Annotated in this window: 23 protein-coding genes; 8 read left to right on the top strand and 15 right to left on the bottom strand. The window is 69.7% G+C overall.

Features of this window, described 5'->3' with window-relative positions:
- Positions 1–49 precede the first annotated feature (49 nt).
- Together HD594_RS03340 and HD594_RS03335 are read left to right on the top strand one after the other, a co-directional pair.
- On the top strand, positions 50–328 hold the full coding sequence (locus tag HD594_RS03340; protein WP_184749609.1) for an ArsR/SmtB family transcription factor: 279 nt from the start codon (positions 50–52) through the stop codon (positions 326–328).
- Between the two features lie 3 nt (positions 329–331).
- Complete coding sequence (locus HD594_RS03335) at positions 332–724, top strand: VOC family protein (protein ID WP_221446541.1); 393 nt, start codon at positions 332–334, stop codon at positions 722–724.
- Between the two features lie 37 nt (positions 725–761).
- On the opposite strand, the gene HD594_RS03330 is transcribed toward HD594_RS03335, so the two are convergent.
- On the bottom strand, positions 762–2,306 hold the full coding sequence (locus tag HD594_RS03330) for an MFS transporter (protein WP_373877206.1): 1,545 nt from the start codon (positions 2,304–2,306) through the stop codon (positions 762–764).
- Between the two features lie 76 nt (positions 2,307–2,382).
- Between HD594_RS03330 and HD594_RS03325 the strand changes: the two genes are divergently transcribed.
- Together HD594_RS03325 and HD594_RS03320 are read left to right on the top strand one after the other, a co-directional pair.
- Positions 2,383–2,928, top strand: coding sequence for a TetR/AcrR family transcriptional regulator (locus HD594_RS03325; protein ID WP_184749607.1), 546 nt, complete (start codon positions 2,383–2,385; stop codon positions 2,926–2,928).
- A 38-nt stretch (positions 2,929–2,966) separates the two neighbouring features.
- Complete coding sequence (locus HD594_RS03320; RefSeq protein ID WP_271171286.1) at positions 2,967–3,575, top strand: GNAT family N-acetyltransferase; 609 nt, start codon at positions 2,967–2,969, stop codon at positions 3,573–3,575.
- A 62-nt stretch (positions 3,576–3,637) separates the two neighbouring features.
- Here the strand turns inward: HD594_RS03320 and HD594_RS03315 are convergent, their stop codons facing one another.
- From HD594_RS03315 to HD594_RS03280, 8 genes are all read right to left on the bottom strand, one after another.
- Positions 3,638–5,290 (bottom strand): amidohydrolase, encoded by a 1,653-nt coding sequence (locus HD594_RS03315; protein ID WP_184749606.1) that lies wholly within the window; start codon positions 5,288–5,290, stop codon positions 3,638–3,640.
- Between the two features lie 45 nt (positions 5,291–5,335).
- Complete coding sequence (locus HD594_RS03310) at positions 5,336–5,818, bottom strand: DUF3237 domain-containing protein (RefSeq protein WP_184749605.1); 483 nt, start codon at positions 5,816–5,818, stop codon at positions 5,336–5,338.
- On the bottom strand, positions 5,815–7,512 hold the full coding sequence (gene nikE / locus HD594_RS03305; RefSeq protein WP_184749604.1) for a nickel ABC transporter ATP-binding protein NikE: 1,698 nt from the start codon (positions 7,510–7,512) through the stop codon (positions 5,815–5,817). The genes HD594_RS03310 and nikE overlap by 4 nt, the downstream gene beginning before the upstream one ends.
- The gene (locus HD594_RS03300) at positions 7,509–8,372 is read right to left on the bottom strand and encodes an ABC transporter permease (RefSeq protein WP_184749603.1); all 864 of its coding nucleotides are present in this window, start codon (positions 8,370–8,372) and stop codon (positions 7,509–7,511) included. The genes nikE and HD594_RS03300 overlap by 4 nt, the downstream gene beginning before the upstream one ends.
- The gene (locus HD594_RS03295; protein ID WP_184749602.1) at positions 8,369–9,313 is read right to left on the bottom strand and encodes an ABC transporter permease; all 945 of its coding nucleotides are present in this window, start codon (positions 9,311–9,313) and stop codon (positions 8,369–8,371) included. The genes HD594_RS03300 and HD594_RS03295 overlap by 4 nt, the downstream gene beginning before the upstream one ends.
- Before the next feature lie 153 nt (positions 9,314–9,466).
- Entirely contained in the window at positions 9,467–11,119 is a 1,653-nt protein-coding gene (locus HD594_RS03290; protein WP_184749601.1) for an ABC transporter substrate-binding protein, read from the bottom strand.
- 118 nt (positions 11,120–11,237) lie between these two features.
- Entirely contained in the window at positions 11,238–11,699 is a 462-nt protein-coding gene (locus tag HD594_RS03285; protein ID WP_184749600.1) for a DUF3237 domain-containing protein, read from the bottom strand.
- Positions 11,696–13,363, bottom strand: a complete 1,668-nt coding sequence (locus HD594_RS03280) for a CocE/NonD family hydrolase (protein WP_184749599.1) — start codon at positions 13,361–13,363, stop codon at positions 11,696–11,698. Before HD594_RS03280 ends, HD594_RS03285 begins: the two co-directional genes overlap by 4 nt.
- Positions 13,364–13,536: 173 nt before the next feature.
- On the opposite strand from HD594_RS03280, the gene HD594_RS03275 reads away from it, so the two are divergent.
- Positions 13,537–14,109 carry a TetR/AcrR family transcriptional regulator gene (locus HD594_RS03275; RefSeq protein ID WP_184749598.1) on the top strand — a complete coding sequence of 191 codons (573 nt, stop codon included), beginning with the start codon at positions 13,537–13,539 and terminating at the stop codon, positions 14,107–14,109.
- A gap of 88 nt (positions 14,110–14,197) precedes the next feature.
- Here HD594_RS03275 and HD594_RS03270 read toward each other — a convergent pair whose 3' ends face one another.
- Complete coding sequence (locus HD594_RS03270; RefSeq protein WP_271171285.1) at positions 14,198–14,908, bottom strand: lysophospholipid acyltransferase family protein; 711 nt, start codon at positions 14,906–14,908, stop codon at positions 14,198–14,200.
- A gap of 192 nt (positions 14,909–15,100) precedes the next feature.
- On the opposite strand from HD594_RS03270, the gene HD594_RS03265 reads away from it, so the two are divergent.
- Positions 15,101–15,865 carry a nucleoside phosphorylase gene (locus tag HD594_RS03265; protein ID WP_184749597.1) on the top strand — a complete coding sequence of 255 codons (765 nt, stop codon included), beginning with the start codon at positions 15,101–15,103 and terminating at the stop codon, positions 15,863–15,865.
- Between the two features lie 84 nt (positions 15,866–15,949).
- Here HD594_RS03265 and dnaB read toward each other — a convergent pair whose 3' ends face one another.
- The 5 genes from dnaB to rpsF form a co-directional block, all read right to left on the bottom strand.
- A complete protein-coding gene (gene dnaB, locus HD594_RS03260; protein WP_184749596.1) occupies positions 15,950–17,320 on the bottom strand; it encodes a replicative DNA helicase in 1,371 nt (456 codons plus the stop codon).
- A 408-nt stretch (positions 17,321–17,728) separates the two neighbouring features.
- Positions 17,729–18,181 (bottom strand): 50S ribosomal protein L9, encoded by a 453-nt coding sequence (gene rplI, locus HD594_RS03255; protein WP_184749595.1) that lies wholly within the window; start codon positions 18,179–18,181, stop codon positions 17,729–17,731.
- A gap of 11 nt (positions 18,182–18,192) precedes the next feature.
- Entirely contained in the window at positions 18,193–18,447 is a 255-nt protein-coding gene (gene rpsR / locus HD594_RS03250) for a 30S ribosomal protein S18 (protein ID WP_040168021.1), read from the bottom strand.
- 68 nt (positions 18,448–18,515) lie between these two features.
- Complete coding sequence (locus HD594_RS03245; RefSeq protein ID WP_184749594.1) at positions 18,516–19,016, bottom strand: single-stranded DNA-binding protein; 501 nt, start codon at positions 19,014–19,016, stop codon at positions 18,516–18,518.
- A gap of 4 nt (positions 19,017–19,020) precedes the next feature.
- Entirely contained in the window at positions 19,021–19,368 is a 348-nt protein-coding gene (gene rpsF, locus HD594_RS03240; protein ID WP_221446713.1) for a 30S ribosomal protein S6, read from the bottom strand.
- Between the two features lie 251 nt (positions 19,369–19,619).
- Between rpsF and HD594_RS03235 the strand changes: the two genes are divergently transcribed.
- Entirely contained in the window at positions 19,620–21,761 is a 2,142-nt protein-coding gene (locus tag HD594_RS03235; protein ID WP_184749592.1) for a hypothetical protein, read from the top strand.
- 120 nt (positions 21,762–21,881) lie between these two features.
- Positions 21,882–23,540 carry an FAD-binding protein gene (locus HD594_RS03230; protein WP_271171284.1) on the top strand — a complete coding sequence of 553 codons (1,659 nt, stop codon included), beginning with the start codon at positions 21,882–21,884 and terminating at the stop codon, positions 23,538–23,540.
- Positions 23,541–23,600 lie beyond the last annotated feature (60 nt).

Raw genomic sequence — 23,600 nt, 5'->3', positions numbered from 1 at the left:
TGGCACCCGAGGCTTGACGTGCAAGTGATGACTTGCCTATTATCCCTGCGTGGGAGATGTCTATCAGGCACTCGCCGACCCGACGCGGCGGCTCATCCTCGATGAACTGACCGAGCAGGATGGGCAGAGCCTGTTCGAGCTGTGCGGCCGGCTGGCCATGCGGCACGGCATCACGTCGAGTCGCCAGGCGATCTCCCAGCACCTCGCCGTCCTCGAACAGGCCGGGCTCGTGAGCTCGCGTCGGTCAGGACGCACGAAGATCCACCATCTGCACACCGAGCCGCTCCGCGAGATCGCGGAGCGCTGGGCTCCCCCCGCGAAGGACTGACACATGGGCATCCGCATCAACGTCACGAGCGTGTTCGTCGACGACCAGGCCAAGGCGCTGGAGTTCTACACCGACAAGCTCGGCTTCGTCGCCAAGACCGACATCCCGCTCGGAGAGTTCCGCTGGCTCACCGTCGTCGGACCCGGTGAGCCCGACGGCACCGAGCTGCTGCTCGAACCCGATCAGCACCCCGCCGCGAAGGCCTACACGGCAGCCCTCGCCGCCGACGGCATCCCGACGGCATCCTTCGCGGTCGACGACGTCGCCGCCGCCTACGCGGACCTCTCCGGCAAGGGCGTGCAGTTCACGCAGAAGCCCACCGCGATGGGCCCGGTGGTGACGGCCGTCCTCGATGACACGTGCGGGAACCTCATCCAGCTCACCAGCGTCGCCTGAGCCTCGATCGTGGATCGGCCGATCGGCGGGACTGGCCTTACCGCCGCCGAGGCTTCGTGTTCGAGCTGAGCAGGAGTGCGGCGATGACGGCCGCCGTCGCGACGAGCGCGGCGCCGATCAGAGAGGTGACGGCGACGCCCTGGTCGAACGCCGTCGCAGCCGCCTCCTGAAGCTGCGCTCCGAGCTCGCCGCCGAGGGTGTCGGCCGCGTGGACGGCGCCGGCGAGCGTCTCGCGCGCGGTGTGCGCGATCTCTGCCGGGATCCCGGCCGGCAGCACCAGGTTCGCCCGGTAGAGCGCGGTCAGGATGCCGCCCAGCACGGCCGTGCCCAGCACCGCTCCGAGCTCGTATGCGGTCTCCGATACGGCGCTCGCGGCCCCGGCCTTCGACGGCGGGGCGCTGGCGAGGACGAGCTCGTTCGACACCGTCTCGGCCGCGCCGATGCCGATGCCGAGCGATACGAATGCCGCGACGAGCAGTCCGTACGAGTCGGGTCCGGTCGTGAGCACCACGGCGATGTAGCCGAGAACCGAGAACACGAGCGCCGCCGGCACGACGAACCGCGGCGGGTATCGCGTCGCGATCGGCACGACCGCGAGTCCGGCGAGGATCATCGCCGCAAGGCCCGGCACGAGCGCGAAGCCCGCCTGCATCGGGCTGAGGCCGACGACCAGCTGCAGGTGCTGGGCGACGAAGAAGAGGAACCCGACGAGCGCGACGACGCTCAGCAGGTTGACCAGCAGCGCTCCGCTGAAGGTCGGGTTGCGGAAGAGCCGCATGTCGAGCATGGGGATCTCTGCCCGCAGCTGCCGGCGGACGAACAGCCAGCCGAAGAGCAGCCCGCTCGCGATGAGAGCCGCGGCTGTGCCACCGGGGCCGTGCACCGCGATCTCCTTGATGGCGTAGACGATCGGGACCATCGTCGCCATCGACAGCGCAATGCTGACCGGGTCGATGCGGCCTGGCTTCGGGTCACGACTCTCGGGCACGAGCAGCGGCGCGAGGACGAGCAGCGGCACGAGGACCGGCACGGCGAGGAGGAACACCGAGCCCCATGCGAAGTGCTCGAGCAGGAGCCCTCCGACGATGGGGCCGAATGCCGCGCCGGCGGAGAACATCGACGCCCACACCGCGATCGCGAGGCGCCGCTGGTCACGGTCGGTGAAGATGCTGCGCAGCAGCGACAGCGTCGACGGCATCAGCATGGCGCCGAACACACCCAGCGCCGCGCGCGCGGCGATGAGGGCCGCGGCGGTCGGAGCGAACGCGGCGAGCACCGAGACGATGCCGAAGCCGGATGCGCCGATCAGCAGCATCCGCCGTCTGCCGAAGCGGTCGCCGAGGGTGCCCATGGTCACCAGCAGTCCCGCCAGCACGAGCGGGTAGGCGTCGATGATCCACAGCTGCTGGGCGCTGGTGGGCTCGAGTGCGAGGGCGATCTCGGGGATCGCGAAGCTCAGCACGGTGTTGTCGACCGACACCAGCAGCACGGGCAGCATGAGGACCACCAGCGCAGCCCAGCCGCGCCAGCCGACTCGCGTCCCGGCGCGGTCGGCGAGCTCGATCTCCTGTGTCAGTGTCATCATTTTCTATACCGTCCAGCCGGTATAGTATCAGGATCCGCCGGCCTCTGGCTAAGCGGTCGCTACGCTCGATGGCATGAGTCGACCTCCCTTGGCGCGAGAGAAGGTGCTCGACGCGTTCGAGGCACTGCTCATCGCCGAGGGCCCTCGCGCGGCGACGATGGATGCGACCGCTCGCGGCGCCGGCGTCTCGAAGGGCGGACTGCTCTACCACTTCGCATCGAAGGAAGCGCTCGAAGACGGTCTGCTCGACCGCCTCGGCATCCTCGTCGATGACGACGTCGCAGCGATGGAGTCCGCCCCCGAGGGCGCGGTGGCGTACTTCCTGCGCTCGTCGGTCATGGCCAACGACCCGCTCGACCGGGCGATCCTCGCGGCATCCCGACTCGCGCAGGGCGGGAGCGCGTCTGCCGGAGAGGTGCTCCGCAGCATCCGGGATCGCTGGGCGCACGCCCTCTCCCCGCACACGAAGAACGCGGCCGCTCTCGACCTGGTGATGCTCGTCGGCGACGGTCTCTACTTCAACAACGCCCTCGACGGCGGGTCGATCCCCGGTCCCGTCCCGCAGGGTGCGGCACTGGACGCGCTCATCGCACTGGTCGAAGCCGTCGCGCGCACCTGATCGGTCGGGTGAGTCGCGACGCACGCTACGGTTGCCGTGTGGATTCCCTCACCGCCGTCACGTGGCCGGTGCGCACCGAACGACTGCAGATCCGCCGGGCAACCCCAGCGGATGCGGCCGCCACCTGGGTCTGGCGGCGACTCCCCGAGGTCGGCGAATGGATCACGAGTGCGCCTGACGACTACGAGACGTATCGCGCACTGTTCACCGATCCCGCACGTCTGGCGATTCAGCTCGTCATCGAGCTCGACGACGAGGCCGACCCCGACCACCGCGGCCGCCTCATCGGGGACGTGATGCTGCGTGTCGAGGACGGCTGGGCGCAGACCGAAGTGCGGGAGCAAGGGGTCGCCACCCAGGCCGAGCTCGGCTGGACTCTCGATCCTGCGCACCACGGGCGGGGCTATGCTACCGAGGCGGTGCGCGCGGTGATCGACATCTGCTTCGGGCCTCTCGGACTGCGCCGCGTGCACGCCGGCTGCTTCGCCGCCAACGAGCCCTCGTGGCGGATGATGGAGCGGCTGGGCATGCGCCGCGAGGAGTACAGCCGAGCCACCGGCCTGCACCGCTCGGGCGTGTGGCTGGACGGCATGGACTACGGCCTGCTCGCCGACGAGTGGCGAGCAGGGCGCGACGCGCGACGTTGATCGCTCGAACGCGGTGAATTCCGGAGAAGGCAGTTCACGCGAAGGCAGCGTCGCGGCCGGGCTCAGGCCTCGAAGACCACCTCGCCGCCGACGATCGTTGTCGCGGTCCGCACCGAGTGGATCCGCTCGGGGGGCAGCGCGAACGGGTCGACGCTCGCGATCGCGAGATCGGCGCGCTCGCCGACCCTCACCCGTCCGGGTCTGTCGAGCACGAGTTCCGCGGACCCGCTCGTGTAGGCGGCGAGCGACTGCTCCAGCGTGAGCGACTGGTGCTCGGCGTCGAGCGTCGGCGGCTGGGCTCCGGCGGCAGCCGGCGACGCGGGTACTCCCGGAGGGAGTGGTGCCCAGCGGTTCACGGTGACGTGGATCGCCAACCACGGGTCCGCCGGGGACACCGGCCAATCGGACCCCATCGCGAGGTCTGCGCCGCTGTCGGCCATCGTGCGGAAGGGGTAGCCGTGCTGCATCCGCTCCTCTCCGATGAGGTCGACGACGAACGGATCCGGCGCGGCCCACAGGCCCTGGATGTTCGCGGTGATCCCGAGGGGTCCGAAGCGGCGGGCGTCGTCGGGCTGGACCATCGAGAGGTGCGCGATGTGGTGGCGTGAGCCCGAACCGTTCGCCGCGCGTGCGGCCTCGATCGCGCCCAGCGCGACGCGGATGCCACGATCGCCCATGATGTGCAGGTGCAGGGCGAATCCCGCCGCGTCGAGCTGGGTGACGAACGCGCGGATGGTCTCTTCGTCGAAGTGCAGCTCGCCGGCGAAGCCGTCGTCGCTGTGGTTGCAGTACGGCTCGAGCAGGGCGGCCGTCTCGCCGTGCGGAACGCCGTCGATCATCGCCTTCGCGGTCGACGTGTCGAAGCCGAGCATCCTGTTGTCCTCACGCAGCTCGATGAACCGCGTCACCAGCGCCGGCACGGCCTCGAGCGTCAGCCCGCGCGGGACCCACAGCGCGCCCGAGGTGAGGCTCTTCAGCGACCGATCGGCGATCGCGCGCAGGTAGGCAGGCGTGCAGTCGGCCTTGCCGTTGAACTCGCCGAGGATGGCCTCGTGCCATCCGGTGACCCCCAGAGACCACAGGTACTGCTGCGCGTTCAGCAGCCCGGCGTGCATCTCGTCGTCGGTGGCGGGCGGGATGACGCGGCCGACGAGCTCGGATGCGGTCTCGTTGAGGTAGCCGGTCGGGTCGCCATCGGCATCCCGGTGGATGTGCCCGTTGTGAGGCTGCGGAGTGTCTCGATCGACCCCGGCCAGTTCGAGCGCCTTCGAGTTCACCCACAGCGTGTGGTGCCCGGCATCGCTCAGCGCGACGGGCCGGTCGGGCACGATCGCGTCGAGCGTCTGGCGGGTCGGCGACGGGAACAGCTCGTGACTCCAGCCGCCGCCGGTCAGCCACTCGCTGCCGGCGCGCTGCGCGCCCGCCCGGATCAGGTCGAGGGTCTCCTCGACGGTCTGCGCCGGGGTGAGGTCGAGGCTCAGCCGCTCCACGCCGGCGAACACCGCGTGCACGTGCGCGTCGACGAAGCCGGGATGGATGAGGCCTCCGGCGGCGTCGATGACGCTCGTGCCGTCGGCGACCAGATCGCGCACGTGCTCGTCGGAGCCGATGCGGACGATGCGGTCACCGGCGACGGCGACGGCGGTGTCCTGCGTGCGCACCCGTCCGTCGAAGATGCGCCCGTTCAGGATGACGAGATCTGCCGGTTCGGTCATGAGGTGTATCGATTCTCTCGGGGTGAGGACGCAGTGCGCCCTGATTCAGATCAGGCGGAACACCCGGATGACGACGAGCCCCGGCTCGGGGCGCGCGTAGCCGACGAACACCGATTCGGTGAGCCACTGCAGGTCGGGGTGATCAGTGCGGAACTCGAACGCGGTGCGGTAGTAGAGGTCCTCTTCGGATACCTGCCCACCGGCGCTCATGCGGGCGAAGGTGGCGTCGTCGGTGCGCCAGACGCCGCGGTTGACGACCTCGATGCCGGCCGCACCGCCGGGCAGGTCGGCTTGGATGACGTAGCGGGCGTCGAGGGCGACGGTGAGCCCGCGCGCGTTCCACCAGTCGCCTCCGCTGGCGAGCACCGTTCCGCGCAGGCGGGGTCCGTCGAAGCTGCCGCCGGCCACGCGGGCGAAATGACGTCCGTCGCCGGGGGTCGTACCGCCCAGCTGAATGGGTCCGTCGACGCGGCATCTCAGCTCGAAGCAGTACTCGAACCCGGGCTGCATCAGGGTGTCGTCGGTCATGGTCGAGGCTCCGGGTGTTCGGGGATCATCGTGGTGCGGGTCACGGTCGGAAGCGCCTGCGTGCGGCCCAGTCGCCGGCGGCGGGGCTTCCACCCTTCCCGCGGGATCGAGTCCAGCAGCAGCCGGGTGTAGTCGGCCTTCGGCTCATCGAGGATCTCCGCGGCGGTGCCGCGCTCTTCGATCATGCCGTGCCGCATCACCACGACCTCGTCGCACAGGCGGCGGATGACGGTGAGGTCGTGCGTGATCATGAGCAGAGTGACCCCGGTCTCGCGCCGGATGCCGTCGAGGAGGGTGAGGATCTCGACCTGCGTCGTCACGTCGAGCGCCGAGACGGCCTCGTCGAGCACGAGCAGGGCGGGTTCGGCGGCGAGGGCCCGGGCGATCGCCACCCGCTGCCGCTGGCCGCCCGACAGGGCGCGCGGTCGTGCGTCGAGCAGCTTCTCGTCGAGGCGGACCTGCGCGATGAGCTCTGCGACGCGGGCCTCGACGGCGGGGCGGCGGTCACGGGGCCGGTGGACGCGGATCGCTTCGACGAGGCACTGCCTCACGGTCTGCCGGCGGTCGAGCGACTGGTAGGGGTCCTGGAAGACCATCTGAGCGGTCTTCGCCCGTCGCCGCCTGGCCTTTCCGGTGCGGGCCGGGACGCTCCAGTCCTGGCCCTGGACCGTGATCGTGCCCGCGTCGGGGTGCTCGAGACCGAGCAGCATCCGGGCGGTCGTCGACTTGCCCGAACCGGATTCTCCGACGATTCCGACCGATCCGCCGGCGGGCACCCGCAGCGAGACGTCGTCGACGGCGACGAGCGACTCCCGTCCCCCGTTCGCGCCCCGCACGCGGTACGTCTTGCGGAGCTTCTCGATCGTCAGGAGCGGCGTCGCATCAGCATCCGTGGTCTCGAGCGGCGGCGCCTCGTCCATCGCGGCCGACATGAGGGTGCGGGTGTACTCCTGCGTCGCGTCCTGGCGCATCGTGGCAGCACGCAGGGTCTCGACGATGCGCCCGTGCTGCATGACGCTGACCCGGTCGCAGACGGCCGCGGCGAGCGCGAGATCGTGGGTGATGAACAGCAGCGACAGGTCGCGATGCTCGCGCAGGTCGGCGATCACCGCCATAACCTCCTCCTGGGTGGTCACATCCAGCGCGGTCGTGATCTCGTCGGCGAGGAGGATCTCGGGGTCCATCGCAAGTGTCGCGGCGATCATGACCCGCTGCAGCAGACCGCCCGAGAGCTCTGCCGGATGCTGGTGCATGCGGCGTCCGGGATCGGAGATGCCGACCTCGTCGAGCAGCTCCAGCGCGCGTCCGCGTGCGGCATCCGGCTTCACGTGCGAGACGTGGATGAGCGCTTCGGTCATGAAGTCGCCGATGGTGCGCAGCGGGTTGAGGTGGGCGCGGGGGGTCTGGAAGATCATGCCGACGCGATGCGCTCGCAGGTCGGTGACCGCGCGCGCAGGCAGGGCCGAGAGATCCTGGCCGTCGATGCGGATCGCGCCGTCGGTGGTGAATCCGTCGGGGAGGAGACCGGCGATCGCCCGCACGGTCAGGGTCTTGCCGGAGCCGGATTCGCCGACCAGGCCGACGGCCTCGCCGCGCCGCACGGCGAGGCTGCTGCCGAAGACCAGCTGGCGGGGTTCGGGCTCGCCGGGCGCGAAGATGTCGAGCCTGTCGACTTCGAGGATCGGGTTCGTCATCGGTCCTTCCCTTCGGCCCACACGGTGACCCGGGCGCCGATGATGCCCACGGCGAGCACGGTGACGACGACGAGGATCGCCGGGAACAGCGACTGCTCGGGCGCCCCGGCGAGGATGCCCGCCTGCCCGTTCGCGATCATGGACCCCCAGTCGGGTGCGGGGGGCTGCTGGCCGAGGCCGAGGAACGAGATCGCCGCGAGGTCGAGCATCGCGTAGCCGAAGCCGATCGCCAGCTGAGCCGCGACCAGCGGCATCATCGCCGGCAGCAGATGCCGGAAGCAGATGGCCGTACTCGACACCCCCTGAACGCGAAGCGCCGCCACATAGGGCTTCCCCAGTTCTCGCGATGCCGCGGTCTGGGTCAGGCGCGCGACGACGGGGATGTACGCGATCGAGAGCGCGACGACCGGGGCGATGAGGCCCTTGCCGAACATCGCCACCGCGAGGACGGCGATCACCAGGCCCGGGATCGCGAAGATCACGTCGATGATGCGGGCGATGCCGCCGCTGACCCATCCCCCGAACCAGGCGGCGGTCACGGCCACGGTGAGCCCCATCGCGGTGGACAGCACGACCACGACGATCGGCGCGAAGACGCTGGCTCCGGCGCCGACGAGGGTGCGCGAGAGGATGTCGCGGCCGAGGTCGTCGGTCCCGAACGGGTGCGCGAGGGTGGGCGAACCGTTGATGGGGCCGACGTAGAGCTGGTTGGCGTCGTAGGGCGCGAGCCACGGTCCGAGGAGGGCGGCGACGATCACGATCCCGAAGACGACGAGGGCGCCCAAGAACATCCAGTCCTTCGCCGCGGCGCGGCGGGCGGCGCTGGGGACCTGCCCGCGGGCGATCTGCGCGACGCTCATGCGGTGCTCCCTCCGGCGACGCTGGACGGATCGATGAGCAGGCTGATCAGGTCGGCGATGGCGTTGAGCACGACGAAGATCGTCACGAGGATGAGCGACACGATCTGCACGACCGGCAGGTCGGCGCGCGCGGCGGCCTGCACGAGCAGCGATCCGATGCCGCCGATTCCGAAGGCCACCTCGGCGATCGCCGACGCGGCGAAGAGGCCCGCGATCGTGGTGCCGGCGATCGCGAGGATCTGGGGCGAGGCGTTGCGGAAGACGTGCGCTCCGAAGATCCGTGCGCGGGGGATGCCCCGCACCCGGGCGGTGTCGACGTGCTCGGAATGCAGCTGCGCGACGAGCGAGCTGCGCGTGACACGGCTGATGTAGGCGTTGAACAGCACGGCCAGTGACACGGCGGGGAGGATCAGGTGCCACAGACGATCCCAGAATCCTTCCCCCTCTCCGAAGACGGGGAACCACCCGAGGGTTTTTGCGAAGATCCAGATCAGCAGGATGGCGACGACGAAGGTCGGCAGCGCCATCCCGAGTGCGGTGAGGACCGTGACCGTGCGGTCGACGGCGCCGCCGCGGATTGCCGCGAGCACCCCCGAGCCGACGCCGAAGATCAGGATGATCGCGACCGTGAGCAGCACGAGCTGCAGGGTGACGGCGAACCGCGGGGCGACGAGGGTCATGACGTCGGTCTTGTAGACGAACGAGCGTCCGAAGTCGCCCTGGAGCGCCCCCGTGAGCCACTCCCAGTAGCGCGACCAGATCGGATCGTCGAGGTTGTACTCGGCGCGGATCTGGGCGATGAGCTCGGGATTCGGCTTCGCGCCGCCGGCGAGCGCCGCGATCGGATCCCCGGTGAGCAGCAGCGCCGAGAAGATGACGATGCTCGCCAGAAGCAGGGTCAGCAGCAGGCCGCCGAGCCTCCCCAGCAGTGTTCGGATCATCGCGCTCACGGCACGTTCACCCCGCTCTCGCTCGTCGAAGGTCGTGTGGGCATCATGGGCGCTCCTCCCGGCGGGGCCGCGGCGTCGTCGCGAAGGGGACTCCGCGACCCCGGTCCGGTGAGAGCGATCATGATTCCGCAGGTTTCCGCTCGGTCACTCGCCGCCGAGGTGCAGTGCCCAGGGGCTGCTGTATGCGGCGATCGAGGTCGTCACGCCCGTGAGGTCACTGTTCAGGTACGTGAGTTGGTAGGTGCCGGCCAGCGTGACCTGGAGCATGTCGGGCGCGAAGATCTCCTGCGCGGCGACGAACTCGTTCGCTGCCGTCTCGGCGTCGGTGGCCGTGCGGGCTGCCTGCATGTGCGCGGTCACCTCGGCGTTGGCGTAGCCGCTCCAGTTGAACACGCCGCCGAGCTCGGCCGGGAGGAGGAACAGCGACGGGTAGCCGAGCACACCGGGCGTCTCGAGGTAGCCCTGGGTCGCGACGAAGTCGATCCCCTCGCGGTAGCTCGGGTCGTAGAACAGTGCGCCGAAGTCGGATGCCTGCATCGCGTCGATCTCGATGTCGAGCCCGATCTGCGCGCCGGCGCTCTGGATGATCGCGGCGGTCTGCTGGAACTCCGTGGAGCCGGCGGGTACCGCGATGACCAGCGGTGTGCTCAGATCCTCGCCGCTCTCCTCGACGAGCTGCTTCGCCGTCTCGATGTCGACCTCGGGGGCTTCGAGCGCGTCGTAGCCGGCCTGGTAGATGCTCGCCCCGTCCATCGACTGGAACGAGAACTCCGGGACGATCGTCTTCTGCACGTACCCGAGGCCGTTCACCACCGTGTCCAGGTACTGCTGCCGGTCGATTGCGAGGCTCAGCGCCTGACGGATGCTCGGGTTGGCGGCGGCGCTGGTCGCCGACACCGGTCCGAAGCTGTACGAGGCCGTGGATGGGCCGACGACGAGGGTGCCGGCCCCGTCGCCTTCGAAGACGGCCCGCGATGCGGGCGACACGTTGATCGCACCGTCGATCTCGCCCTGAGTGAGGGCCGTCGCGAGCGTCGACCCGTCCGAGACGAACGTGTACGTGAGGGTGTCGACCAGGGGCGCGCCGCCCCAGTAGTCCTCGTTCGCGGTCGTCGTGATCTCGCTGCCCGGGACCCAGCCGCCGTCCTCCAGCTTGTACGGTCCGGTGCACATCAGCCCGCCGTCGGGGGTGCCGACGGCATCGCCGACCGCTTCGCCGAACGCCTTCTGCATCACGGCGGAGCCCTGGCCGGCCAGCGCGTCGCGGAACGTCGAGTCGGGGGCGACGAAGTTCACCGTGACCTCGTGGGGTCCGGTGGCGACGATGCCCGCCTCGGCGTCGGGCACGACGAGCGCGAAGGCGCCGTACCACTGCGACAGCGGGTTCATGCTCTGACGCAGGCTGAAGACCACGTCTTCCGCGGTCACCGGGGTGCCGTCCCAGAACGTGACGTCGTCGCGCAGCGTGATGACGAAGGTGACGGGGTCGACGAACTCGGCGCTGGTGGCGACGCCCGGCTCGATCGAGAAGTCCGGCTGCAGCGTCAGCAGGTTGTCGCACAGGTTGGGGATGATCAGGTTCGCCGACGACGCGGGGTTGAGCGTCGCGGGCTCCCCCTCGACGATGGCCCACGTGACCTCGTCGACGGGCTGGGTGGCGGCCGGGAGCGCGTCGACGAGCGTGACGTCCGCGAAGCCGCCGCCCTCGGTGGCAGCCTCGGTGTCGGCGGTGCAGCCGGTGAGGGCGAGCGCCGCCACGCAGGCGACGGAGCCGGCGAGGAGTCCGATTCTCTTCATGATCGTTGTTCCATTCTTCTGGTGCGGTGCGGGATGGATCGCCCTAGATCTCCCGGGCCGCGAGGGTTGCTGTTCGTGTGCTTCGTGTTGAGTTGTCGGAGCGACGTCGGCGCGTCGATCAGGTGACGAGGTAGACGCGGATGCACACCTCCCCGTCCTCGTCGCGGGCGACGCCGATGAACTGGTTCTCGGTCAGCCAGCGGTACGGGAGGGCATCGGTCTGGAAGACGGGTGCGGTGCGGAAGTAGAGCCCCGGGTCGTCGGCCGGCACGTTCTCGCCCTGCTCCATGCGGGCGAGGACGTCGGCGCTGGCGCGGAAGTAGCCGCGGTTGAGCACGTCGATCACGGCGCCGTCGGCGGTGCGGATCATGTACCGCGCCTCCAGCTGCGCGGTGCCGGATCGTTCGACCGCCCAGTCGCCGCCTCCGGCCAGGACCTCGCCGGACAGGCTGGGGCCGGCGATGCTGCCGCCGGTGACCGCGGTGAAAGAGAGCTTCTCGTCGGGGCCGCGTCCGATGTGGATCTCGGGAGCGATCGCGGCGCGGATCTCGAACACGTACTCGAGGTGGGGCGCGTTCATGGCAGGTCTCCTTCGAGGACGGCGACGGTCAGCGCGAGGCCCTCAGGCCCACCGATCGTCAGCGACTGGGTGTTGGCGCGCGTCTCGCCCCACGTCCACGGGTCGACCCCGGTGCCGGTCTGGGGGAGGAACTCCGGGTAGTCGCTGCTGCTGACGTGCACGCGCAGGCGGTGACCGGCGCGGAGCCGGTATCCGACGTGCCCGAGGTCGATCGTGAGTGCGGCCGGCTCGGTCGCGCCCCGCAGCTGCTGCTGGCCCCGGGCGATGCGCAGCGCCGTGCCGTCGGGCGCGACGTCGAGGAGGCGCACGAAGCAGTCCATGACGGGGCCGTCGGAGCCGACGCGGACCTGCGCCGAGACCGGGCCGGCCAGGTCGACGTCCGCCGCAGCAGGAGCCGTGTCGAAGCGGAGGACGTCGGAGCGTTCGCCGAGTGGAGCCTCATCGGGTTTGGAGAGAAGGAACGAGAACGCATCGGGAGCGCTCGACGGCACCAGGTCTGCGGGGTCGTGCGTCCACTGAAGCGTCGACTCGCCGACCGGCCGCGTGGGGGTGAGCGCACCGTCCGCGGTCGCCCACCGGGTGACGGCATCCGCTCCCGCCGGAGGCCACGCGTCACCGCCACGCATCTCCTCGGTGCCGGCGAGGCTCCACGTCACGCGAGGCAGGTCGGTCGCGGACCCGTTGCCGCGCACGAACACCTCGAAGAATTCGAGCGCCGGGTCGAGCGTCCGAGGCAGGAGTGCCCGGATCTGCTCGTCGCTGCGGTCCTCGAGCCGATCGTCATCCGCGTCGAGCAGCTGGAAGCCCTCGTGGTCGATCGACTCGATGCGCAGGTGGTGATGGGCGTCCCAGTTCGGATGCCGCCGGATCCGCTCGACATCGGCCCACGACAGCGGCGCGCAGTTGTCCCACCACCCGATCGTGTGCAGGGCCGGCACCGACCGCCCGGCGAACGGGTCGCCGTTCGGGAAGCGCGGCAGCAGCACCGGGTGGGGATACCACTGGTCGTACGAGATCCCGCGCGTGCCGACCTGGGCCATGAACTCCTCCGCCTGCGCGGCGAAGTCGCGTCTCTCCCAGTCGGGCTCCCACTCCAGCATGTCGTGGTCGAAGAACTGGGTCAGCGGGTACAGGTACGTCACGGCCCACTCGACGTCGCAGGTACGACCGTCCGGATCACGCCGCACCGGCTCGCCGAGGTCGGTGCCGGTCACGCGGGGCGAGATGGCCTTGAGGGCGGGGTGCCCGCTGGCCGCTGCGGCCCATTGCGTGTAGCCGTAGTAGCTGTCGCCCCACATCGCGACTCGGCCGTTCGACCAGGACTGCTGCGTGATCCACTCGATCGTGTCGTAGCCGTCATCGACCTCGTTCACGAACAGCAGTGCATCCCCCTGCGAGCGGAACTTGCCCCGCACGTCCTGCGCGACGACGCGATAGCCGTGTCGCATGAGGTACTCGGCGACGAACGGGATGAAGCAGTACTCCCCCGACTTGTCGTAGGGGAGGCGGATGAGGATCGTGTCACCGGGGGAAGCATCCGCATCCGTGGGCGCGCCGGGCAGGTAGACGTCGCCGGCGAGCAGCACCCCGTCGCGCATGCGGATCCGGACCGGGAACGCGAGCTCGCTCTCGGGTGCCGGAGGTGTGCGCTGGATGTCGGGCATGGTGCTCCTCGGTCGTGTACGGCGGATGGGGTTCGCCGTGATTGACGGTCACGCTACGGAGCAGAACGTTTATAGTCAAGTCCGACTAGACTAATATTTACTCGGCCGTTACACTCGGCCGTGATGGAGGGCTGACTCACGTCCGCCGCCTTCCCAGGAGAGGAGACGGGAGCATGGCGCGTCCATCCGTCGCGGCTGAGCGTCGAGAGCAGATCATCGAGGCGACCATGGCGACCATGGCCGAGCACGGCGTCAGCGGCACCACGCTCGATCGCATCGCGGATGCCGTGGGCATGTCGCGCGGCCATGTCCGGCACTTCGTCGGCAACCGCGATCAGCTGCTGCTGGACACGGCTATCGCGGTGTTCGCCGACGCGGGCGGGACCGTCGGCTCGATCCTGCCCGCCGGCACCGACGACCTGACGGCCGCGCTCGACTACCTGTTCGGCCCCGAATTCGGTTCGCCCGACACCGAGAACGCTGTGGTGCTCGGTCTCGTCGAACTCTCGCGCACGACGCCGGCGATCGCCGACGTGCTCACGGCCGCCTACACGGCGACCCGCCTCCAGCTCGCGGAACTCGTCGGCAAGGCGCATCCAGACGCGGCCGAAGAGGCCTGTGTCACCGCCTCGTACGGCGTTCTCACGTGCGCGCTCGGCTCCGTCTTCCTCGGCGACTTCGACCGCGATCCGACGCGTCTCGCGCATTCGCGCGCGGCAGCAGAAGCGCTTCTCTCAGCGATCTGAGCGACTTCCCGGCGATCGGTTCGCCGGGCCGTTCCCCGGACGTGCCGGGGTGCGACCGCGGGCTCGAACCGATCCGTGTCCGAGCGACTCAGTCGCGCGATGTCGCGTTCACGCTGCCGGAGCGTTCCTGTCCGCTCAGGCGTGCGATGGCGGCCATCATGCGCTCGGTGATCTCGCGGCGAGCCTTGCCGTCCGGCACGCCCTCGAGGTCGGCCAGGTCGAGGGGCTCGCCGAAACGCACCTCGAGGCGCGGCCGCCCCGGCAGCAGATGGCCCAGCGGCTTGACGGTGCCGGTGCCGATGAGCCCGACGGGCACGACCGCGGCACCCGTGTCGCGCGCCATCCACGCCGCGCCGCCGTGACCGGCGTGCAGCTTTCCGTCGCGTGAGCGGGTTCCCTCGGGGAACACCGCGAACACGCTCCCGGCCCGCAGGATGCTGGCCCCCGCATCGAGCGCAGCGCGTGCGTCACGACCGGTGGCGCGATACACCGGGACACCGCCGATCGATGTGAAGAACCAGCGCTTGAAGCGACCGAGGAACCCGGAGCCTGTGAAGTACGACGACTTGATGAGGAACTGCACCGGTCGGGCCGCGGAGGTCGGGATGATGACGGTGTCCAGCGACGCGAGATGGTTGCTCGCCAGCAGCACCGGCCCGCGCTCGGGCACGTTGTCTCGACCCACGATGCGCGGGCGGTACAGGAGCCAGAACAACGGCCGCAGGACAACCCGCCCGAGGAAGTAGATGGCACCCGGCCGCGGTACAGGGCTGGGGCTCGGGGGAACGGGCGCTGTCACGTCGCCACCCTACCTGTCGGCGTCGGGCTCGATCCCTATGCAGGCGCGCTGCATCGACGACGGCGAGCTGTGTGATCGAATCGGGCGGAAGCGTGGTGCTAGCCTGCCCGTACCGCGTGTCCTACCAACCATGGCCGACGCCAGGGCGGGGACTGCGACGTACTCATCGTCCAGAACCCGCAGGAGGTCACCATGTCCGTCGTCGACAAGTCCCAGGCCGGCGTGAACGCCCGGCAGTACCACATCGGCGTCGCCCCCGGAGAAGTGTCCAGCGTCGCGCTGCTGCCGGGGGATCCGTTCCGGGTGCCTTTCGTCGCGGAGTTCCTCACCGACGTGAAGGACGTCGCCCACAACCGTGAACACCGCACCATGACCGGCTGGTACAAGGGTCACCACATCACGGCCACCTCGACGGGGATGGGATGCCCGTCGGCCGCCATCGCCGTCGAGGAACTCGCCCGCGTCGGGGTCACGTCGTTCATCCGCGTCGGCAGCTCGGCGGGCCTTCAACCGGGCATCCAGCCGGGCGATCTGCTCGTGAGCGAGGGCAGCTTCCGCAACGACGGCACCACGGACGCCTACCTGCCCAAGGGCTTCCCTGCCGTCCCCGATCTCGCCCTGACCATGTCCCTGAGTCGTCAGGCTGAGAGGATCGCTGCACGGTCGGGTACGAGCAGCTTCACCGGCATCAGCGTCAGCGACGACGCGTTCTATGCCGAAACACCCGAGTGGATCGGCAAGCTCAACGAGATGGGGATCCTCAACGTCGAGATGGAAGCCTCGGCGATGTACATCGTCGCGCGTCTGCGGGGCCTGCGCGCTGGAATGGTCTGCGCGTGTTCGAGCAACCTCGTCGACGGCGCGTCCCTCTACGACGACAACAAGCAGCGCCTGAAGGACGGTTGGATGAACTCGATCGAGGCGGCTCTGGAGACAGCGGTCGAACTCCAGCTCTAGACCGTCTGCAGCCATGCGGACTCAGCGCCGCGCGTTCCGTCGGCAGTCGCCCTCGGGCGCTGCCCCGGACGGCTCCCGGGATCTCTATCCGAAGTCCCCCACTGCCATGTCGGTGAAGCGCGAGAAGTGGCCCTGGAAGGCGATCTCGATCGTCGCGGTGGGTCCGTTTCGGTGCTTGGCGACGATCAGGTCGGCTTCGCCGGGGCGGGTGTCCTTGTCGTAGACCGAGTCGCGGTGCAGCAGCACGACCATGTCGGCGTCCTGCTCGATCGAGCCCGACTCGCGCAGGTCGCTGACCTGGGGGCGCTTGTCGGTGCGCTGCTCGGGACCACGGTTCAGCTGCGACAGCGCGATCACCGGCACCTGGAGCTCCTTCGCGAGCAGCTTCAGCGCACGCGAGAACTCGCTGACCTCCTGCTGGCGCGACTCGACCTTCTTGCCGCTCGACATCAGCTGCAGGTAGTCGATGATCACCATCTTCAAGCCCGCGCGCTGCTTGAGGCGGCGGCACTTGGCGCGGATCTCGACGAGCGTCATGTTCGGGCTGTCGTCGATGTAGAGCGGTGCGTCGTTGATGCGGCCGCGGGTCGAGGCGATGGTCGTCCAGTCGCGAGAGTCCAATGTGCCCTTGCGCATATTCTGCAGCGGGACGGATGCCTCGGCGCTCATGAGACGCATCGCGATCTCGCTGCGCCCCATCTCGAGCGAGAAGAAGATGGTGGGCATCTTGTGCTTGATCGACGCCGCGCGGGCGAAGTCGAGCGCGAGCGTCGACTTGCCCATGGCGGGGCGAGCGGCGACCACGATCATCTGGCCCGGGTGCAGCCCGTTGGTCAGTTCGTCGAACTGCTGGAAGCCGGTCGGGATGCCGGTCATCTGGCCGTCGCGGCCGCGGGCGGCCTCGATCTCGTCGACGGCGGCGCTGACGGCGACCTCGAGCGGCACGTAGTCCTCGGCGGCCTCGGCGCCGGTGACGCCGTAGATCTCGGCCTGCGCGTTGTTCACGAGGTCGACCGCGTCGCCCTGACCCTGGTACCCGATCTGCACGATGCGGGTGCCGGCCTCGACGAGGCGCCGCAGCAGCGCGCGCTCCGAGACGATCGACGCGTAGTAGCCGGCGTTGGCCGCGGTCGGCACGATCGACGTGAGCGTGTGCAGGTAGTCGGCGCCGCCCGCTCGCTGCAGGTCGCCGGTCTTGATCAGCTCGTCTGTGACGGCGACGACGTCGGTCGGCTCGCCGTGCGAGTACAGCGTGAGGATCGCCTCGAAGATGACCTCGTGCTTGGGGATGTAGAAGTCGGTGCCCCGCAGCGACTCGATGACGTCGGCGACGGCGTCCTTCGACAGGAGCATGCCGCCCAGCGCGCTCTGCTCGGCGAGCAGATCGTGCGGGGGCGTGCGCTCGTGTTCGCGCGGCGGACCCATCCGGTCGTCTGAGATGTCAGCGATCGCCATTGATTGCAGTGCCTCCTGACATGACGCGTCGACCCTCCCCCCGAGGGCCGAGTCCAACGTATGGAGGGCCTCCGACACTCGCAACAGCGCCTGTGGATAACTCTGTGGACATCCTGCGTGAAACGCCGTGCGTCATGTGGACAGTGCCTGTGGAGAACGAACGGTCCTTGCTGTGGGCTAGCGAAGTAAAGTCCGTCTGATCTGGAGATTTGGTTTCCACATTCTGTGGATAACGATGCGGTTGAAGTAGTGCTTGAAGGTTTCCGCTTCTCCCCACACCTGTGCACAAACCTGGGCACTGTGCAAGTCCCCCAAAGGGGGGACATAACGTGCGGAAACGACGGATGCCGCAGCCCCGCCCTCCCGAAGGAGGGGGCTGCGGCATCCGTTTCGGTGTCGCGAAGCGCCTTACTTGGCGGCGACGACCTGCAGCGTGATCACGGCGGTCAGGTCGTCACGCAGACGGACCGTGGCCTCGTGCTCGCCGGTCGACTTGATCGGCGAGGTGATGTGGATCTTGCGCTTGTCGAGCTCGCCCAGGCCGGCGGCCTTGACGGCGTCGGCCACGTCGGCGGTCTTGACCGAACCGAACAGGCGTCCCTCGGAGCCGGCCTTGACGGCCAGGCGCACGGTGTTCGACTCGAGCGAGCTCTTCAGCGCCACGGCCTCTTCGTGGTCGTGGATCGCGCGGGCGTCGCGGGCGGCGCGGATCGACGCCACCTGCTTCTCGCCACCGCGGGTCCACGCCACAGCGAAGCCCTGGGGGATGAGGTAGTTGCGGGCGTACCCGTTCTTGACCTCGACCACGTCACCGGCGCTACCGAGCCCGGCGACCTCATTCGTGAGAATCAGCTTTGCCATTCCGGTACTCCTTAGCGGCCAGCGCCGGCGTAAGGCAGGAGCGCCATCTCGCGCGCGTTCTTGATCGCCTTGGCGATCAGACGCTGCTCCTGCACCGAGACACCGGTGATACGACGGGCGCGGATCTTGCCGCGCTCCGAGATGAACTTGCGAAGCGTGGCGACGTCCTTGTAGTCAATGACGCCCACGCGGATCGACTTCGCGGGAGCGGCGTTCTTCGCGCCCTTCCGCGGCTTGCGGCGGTCGCCGCTCGACTTTCCAGCCATGGTCTTCCTTCGTGTGTGATCAGGATGCGCGCGTCATGCGGCATCCGGAATATGTTTCTGAGATCTGTTTAGAACGGGGTGTCGTCGCCGTAGGAGCCCGGGGTGCTCCAGGCGTCGGCTCCACCGCCGCTGTTCGACGAACCGGGGGTCGACCACGGCTCGTCCGCGACCTGCGCCTGCTGGCGCGGGGCACCGCCGCCGCCACCGGCGGCACGGGTGACCTGGGCGGTCGCGTAGCGCAGCGACGGGCCGATCTCGTCGACCTCGAGCTCGATCGAGACGCGGTTGTTGCCCTCGCGGTCCTGGTAGGAACGCTGCTTCAGGCGACCCTGCGCCACGACCCGCATGCCCTTGGTGAGGGAGCCTGCGACGTGCTCGGCGAAGTCGCGCCAGCACGACGCGCGGAGGAACAGCGCTTCGCCGTCCTTCCACTCGTTGGCCTGGCGGTCGAACGTACGGGGGGTCGACGCGATCGTGAAGTTCGCGACGGGGAGTCCGTTCTGCGTGTAGCGCAGCTCGGGATCAGCCGTGAGGTTTCCCACGACGGTGATGATCGTCTCGCCGGCCATGGACTCAGGCCTTCGCAGCCTTGGCGGTCTTGCGGGCGGCCTTCTCCTCGGCACGCTTCGCCTCGGCGGCGACCTGTGCCTTGGCCTCTTCGGCGCGGAGGACCTTGGTGCGCATGACCTGCTCGCTCAGCTTCAGCTGGCGGTCCATCTCCTGCGTCGCGTCAGCGGTCGCGGTGAAGTTGACGACGGCGTAGATGCCCTCGTTCTTCTTCTGGATCTCGTACGCGAGGCGGCGACGGCCCCAGATGTCGACGTTGTCGATCGAGCCACCGTCGTTCGTGATGACTGCGAGGAACTTGTCGAGGTTGGCGCCGACCTGGCGCTCGTCGATCTCAGGGTTCAGGATGACCATGAGCTCGTACTCGTGCGTGTGCGTCACTAACCCACCTCCTTCGGACTAGAACGGCTCCCGGGCATTTCCCGGAAGCAGGAGGGTGTGTTGCACGTCGTCCGGCACGCTCGCGGGCGCGCGCATGCGCAGACAACCCTCCTATGGTACCGGATGCCGCTTCGCGCCGCACATCGCGGCGAACGCGCGCCCGCCCGGCGCGCGTTCGCTCGGGATCGTTGACGGTCTGGGCGAACACTGGAACTCTGGTGGGCATGCCTTCGTGGCTCGTCACCACGCTCATCGTCGTCATGGCGGTCGTGACTGCGGCCGCGCTCATCGTGGCGATCGTGACCGCGCGGCGTCCCCGCCCGATCCGCCTGTGGGTAGATCTGCTCCGCATCGCCGTGAGCGCCGGGGGTCTGATCGTCGTCGCCATGCTGCTCGCAGTCCCCACGCCGGTGCTGTGGCTCACGGTCGCCCTCGTGGCCGGCGTCGGCCTCGGACTGCTCCAGGGCTTCCTTCAGCGCATCGAGCGCCAGGGCGCACAGAGGGTCGCGCGCCCCACGGTGCTCGGGATCGCCGTGTGGGCCATCGGCCTCATCGCGATCCAGCTCGCCACACTGCTGCGCAACGCGCACGTCGCCGAGATCGGGCAAGCGGTCGGCTGGTTCAGCGTCGCGCTGATCGTCGGCGCCATCGTGGGGCGGACGATCCGCGGTGCGACCCGCCCCGCCGCCGCGACCGCGATCGTGCTCGGGGTCGTCGCCGGCGCCGCGGTGGCAGCGTGGATGCCGCTGCAGGCCGAGGCGGCGACCCAGCGAGACCTGTGCGAGGTCTTCCCCGAGGACATGGAGGTCGAGCGGATGAGCACGACGTCGCCCGACGTTCGATGGTGCAGCGGGGAGGTCACGCCGGAGCTGTACCTGTCGGTGCAGGACTACTACACGGCTGAGAATGCCGACGAGAGCTGGGGACGCGCGATCCAGGCGCCGAGCGCCGGCATCGGCGACAACAGTGCGATCGTTCTGGACGGCGACTACTGGGACCGCGATGACGTCTACCATCCGGTGATCTTCCTCGCGTTCCACCGCGGACGCTACGCCGCAGGCATATCCGCCGACAACGACCGCTACAGCGAGGAGGAGGTGCGGGCGTTCGCGCGGGCGCTCGACGCCACGTTCCAGGACTGGATCGACGAGGACGAGAGCGCTCCAGCCTCGAACCCGGGCATCGGGCAGGGTTCGGGGCTCGCCGGCCTGCTCGACGCGCTCTTCGGTCGGCAGAGCCAGCCGATGACCGACCAGCAGGCCCTCGCCGGTACGGTCGCGACGCTGATCACCGCCGTGGCGATGGGGGTGATCACCAGCGTCGAAGCGAGCACGGCGCTCCGGCTGGCGCCGACGCTCGCGCGGCAGGGATTCAGGCCGGATCTCGGGCAGCGGGCGGATCCGCCTCCACCGCCGACCCAGCCGCCCCCGACGCAGCCACCGCCGTACCGACCGCCGACCGAGCCGCGCCCGCCCGAGCCGCCGCCCCCGTACCGACCGCCGCCCGAGCAACCCGGCGCGGCGCCGCCCCCGTCCCCGGTCGCACCGCCCTCGCTGCCTCCGCCGTCGGGTCCTGCCGTACCTCTGGCGCCGCCGCGTGGCGTCGTCCAGCCCGATCCGCCGGTCGCGCCGGAGCCCGAGGCCCCGGCATCCGATCCCGCCGCGGATGATGAGCCCGCGCGGCGCCCCTCCGACGACCTGCCGCGGATCGAGCACACGGTCTGGTATGACGACTACCTCGACTGGGTGCGCGACATCGAGCGGCTCAACCCGAACGCCGGACCCGGTCAGGTCATCGCCGCGCTGCACGCCGACCAGTACGCCGTAGATCTCGGGGACAAGACGCTTCCCGCGACGGACATCTCGCTGTTCGAGAACGGGCGGCAGACCGACGGCTGGCAGGACGTCGAGTTCCCGACGTTCGGATCGACCCCCGTCCAGGTGACCGGCCCCGATGGATTCGACATCCACATCGGCCACACGCTCGCCGCGGTGCGCAGCGATCTGAACCGTGAGGGCTGGCGTCCCGAGCAGCGCGACTTCCTGCGCTGGGCGAACACCCATGGCGGAGACACGTGGCAGGTGTATCTGCAGCGCTCCGCGGAGACGCTCGGGAACTGGGTCCAGGCTGCGGGGCAGAAGCTCGATGGCGAGGAAGTCACAGCGCCGCTCACGCCCCACTGGCCCAAAGACGAGACACTCGCCGCGCCAGACCAGCGCCGCGGCAACACCGTCGGCACGTGGCTGTCGGACTTCTACCGCGACCCTGCCAACGAGGACGTTCCGCTCTCGCGCGCGCTGCGCGAGGTGTTCCGTCGCGTCGCCGTCGAACCCATCGACCGCGACGGCGGCACGGGCGGCGACTGAAGTCGTCGCTGCTCGTCCGCGCGCACTCAGGACCTTCGGCCCCTTGCCTCCGGCAGCTTCGAGGCGCACCATGGTGGCAAACCGGATAATGGCGTCCGGTTGTCAGACCCGGGAGGAATCGTGACCGAATTCGACCACACCTATGACGTCGTCGTCGTCGGCTCGGGAGCCGGCGCCTTCGCCACCGCCCTCGGCGCCGCCGACGGAGGGCTGTCGGTGCTGATGCTGGAATCCACCGACAAGTGGGGCGGCAACTCCGCGATGTCGGGCGGCGGACTGTGGCTGCCGAACAACCCGCTGATGCAGCGCGACGGCGCGAGCGACTCCCGCGACGAGGCGCTCGCGTACATGGAGGAGACGATCGGCGAGATCGGTCGCAGCACATCGCGCGAACGCAAGGAGGCGTTCGTCGACGGCGTGGCCGACCTCGTCCTCACCTCCGAGAAGCACGGCATCCGCTTCGCGCGCGCCACCGACTACCCCGACTACTACCCCGAACTGCCCGGCGGGAAGATCGGGCGCGCGGTCGAGCCCGCACCATACGACCGCCGTCGCATCGGGGAGTGGTGGTCCTCGAGCACCGCGATGATGCCGCTGCCGGCCAAGACCGACGACTTCTGGCTGCTGGGGCGCGCGTGGTCGACCTCGAGCGGCTTCGCCCGGGGCACCCAGCTGGCGATGCGCACGGCCTTCGGGCTGCTGCGCGGCAAGTTCCTCGTCGGCATGGGCGCGGCCCTCGGCACCGCGTACCTCGACGCCGTGGTGCAGCGGCTCGGCGTTCCGCTGTGGCTGAACTCGCCGGCCGAAGAACTGATCGTCGAGGACGACCGCGTCGTCGGCATCCGCGTCACCCACGATGGAGACTCGCTCGCGATCGGGGCGACCACGGGCGTCATGCTGGCCGGAGGCGGCTTCGACCGCAACCGCGAGTGGCGGCAGAAGTTCCAGGGCGTCGACGGCGCGCCGTCGGGATGCCGCGGCGCTCTCGGGCATCCGATCGCGATGGCGGGGGCCGCCGGGGCGGCGCTCGAGCTCATGGACGATGCGTGGTGGGGAGCCTCCACGGCGGCGCCCGAGGGCGGCGAGCCCTCGTTCCTCGTCAGCGAGCGGTCGGTGCCGTTCTCGATCATCGTCGACGGCAAGGGCGACCGGTTCGCGAACGAGTCCGAGTCGTACGTCGACATCGGCCACCGCATGCTCGCCCACGAAGGCGACGGCGTGTTCTGGCTCATCACCGACGCGCGTCACGCCCACCGCTACCTGCGCAGCTACGCGATGGATCCGCGCGTGACGAAGGCGATGGCCGAGCAGGGCCTGTCTCACCGGGCGGCATCCGTCGAGGAGCTCGCGACGGCCATCGGCATCGCACCGCAGCGGCTGCGCGCCACGATCGACCGTTTCAACGGGTTCGCCCGGACGGGGGTCGATGCCGACTTCGGCCGCGGCAAGTCCGCCTACGACCGCTACTACGGCGACCCCACGGTGCGGCCGAACCCGAACCTGGGGCCGCTCGAGAAGGCGCCGTTCGCGGCCGTGCACCTGGTCGCCGGCGATCTCGGCACCAAGGGCGGAGTGGTGACGGATGCCGACGCCCGCGCCCTGCGCGAGGACGGCACCGTGATCGACGGGCTCTACGCGACCGGCAACAACTCCGCCTCCGTCATGGGCCGCACCTACCCCGGCCCCGGCTCGACGATCGGCCCGGCGATGGTGTTCGGGATGCGCGCGGCGCGCGCGATGGCGCACGCGCGCGCCGAGGCGCTGAGCACCGCCCGCTGACCAGGCTCCTACCGGCGCAGCCCGCAGTCCCCCGGCGGCCCCTGCGCCGGTAGGTTTGCC

This window comes from Microbacterium thalassium (assembly GCF_014208045.1).
GTDB lineage: Bacteria > Actinomycetota > Actinomycetes > Actinomycetales > Microbacteriaceae > Microbacterium > Microbacterium thalassium.
Note: the sequence above shows the minus strand (reverse complement) of the source record. Positions and strands in the feature narration are given on the sequence as shown.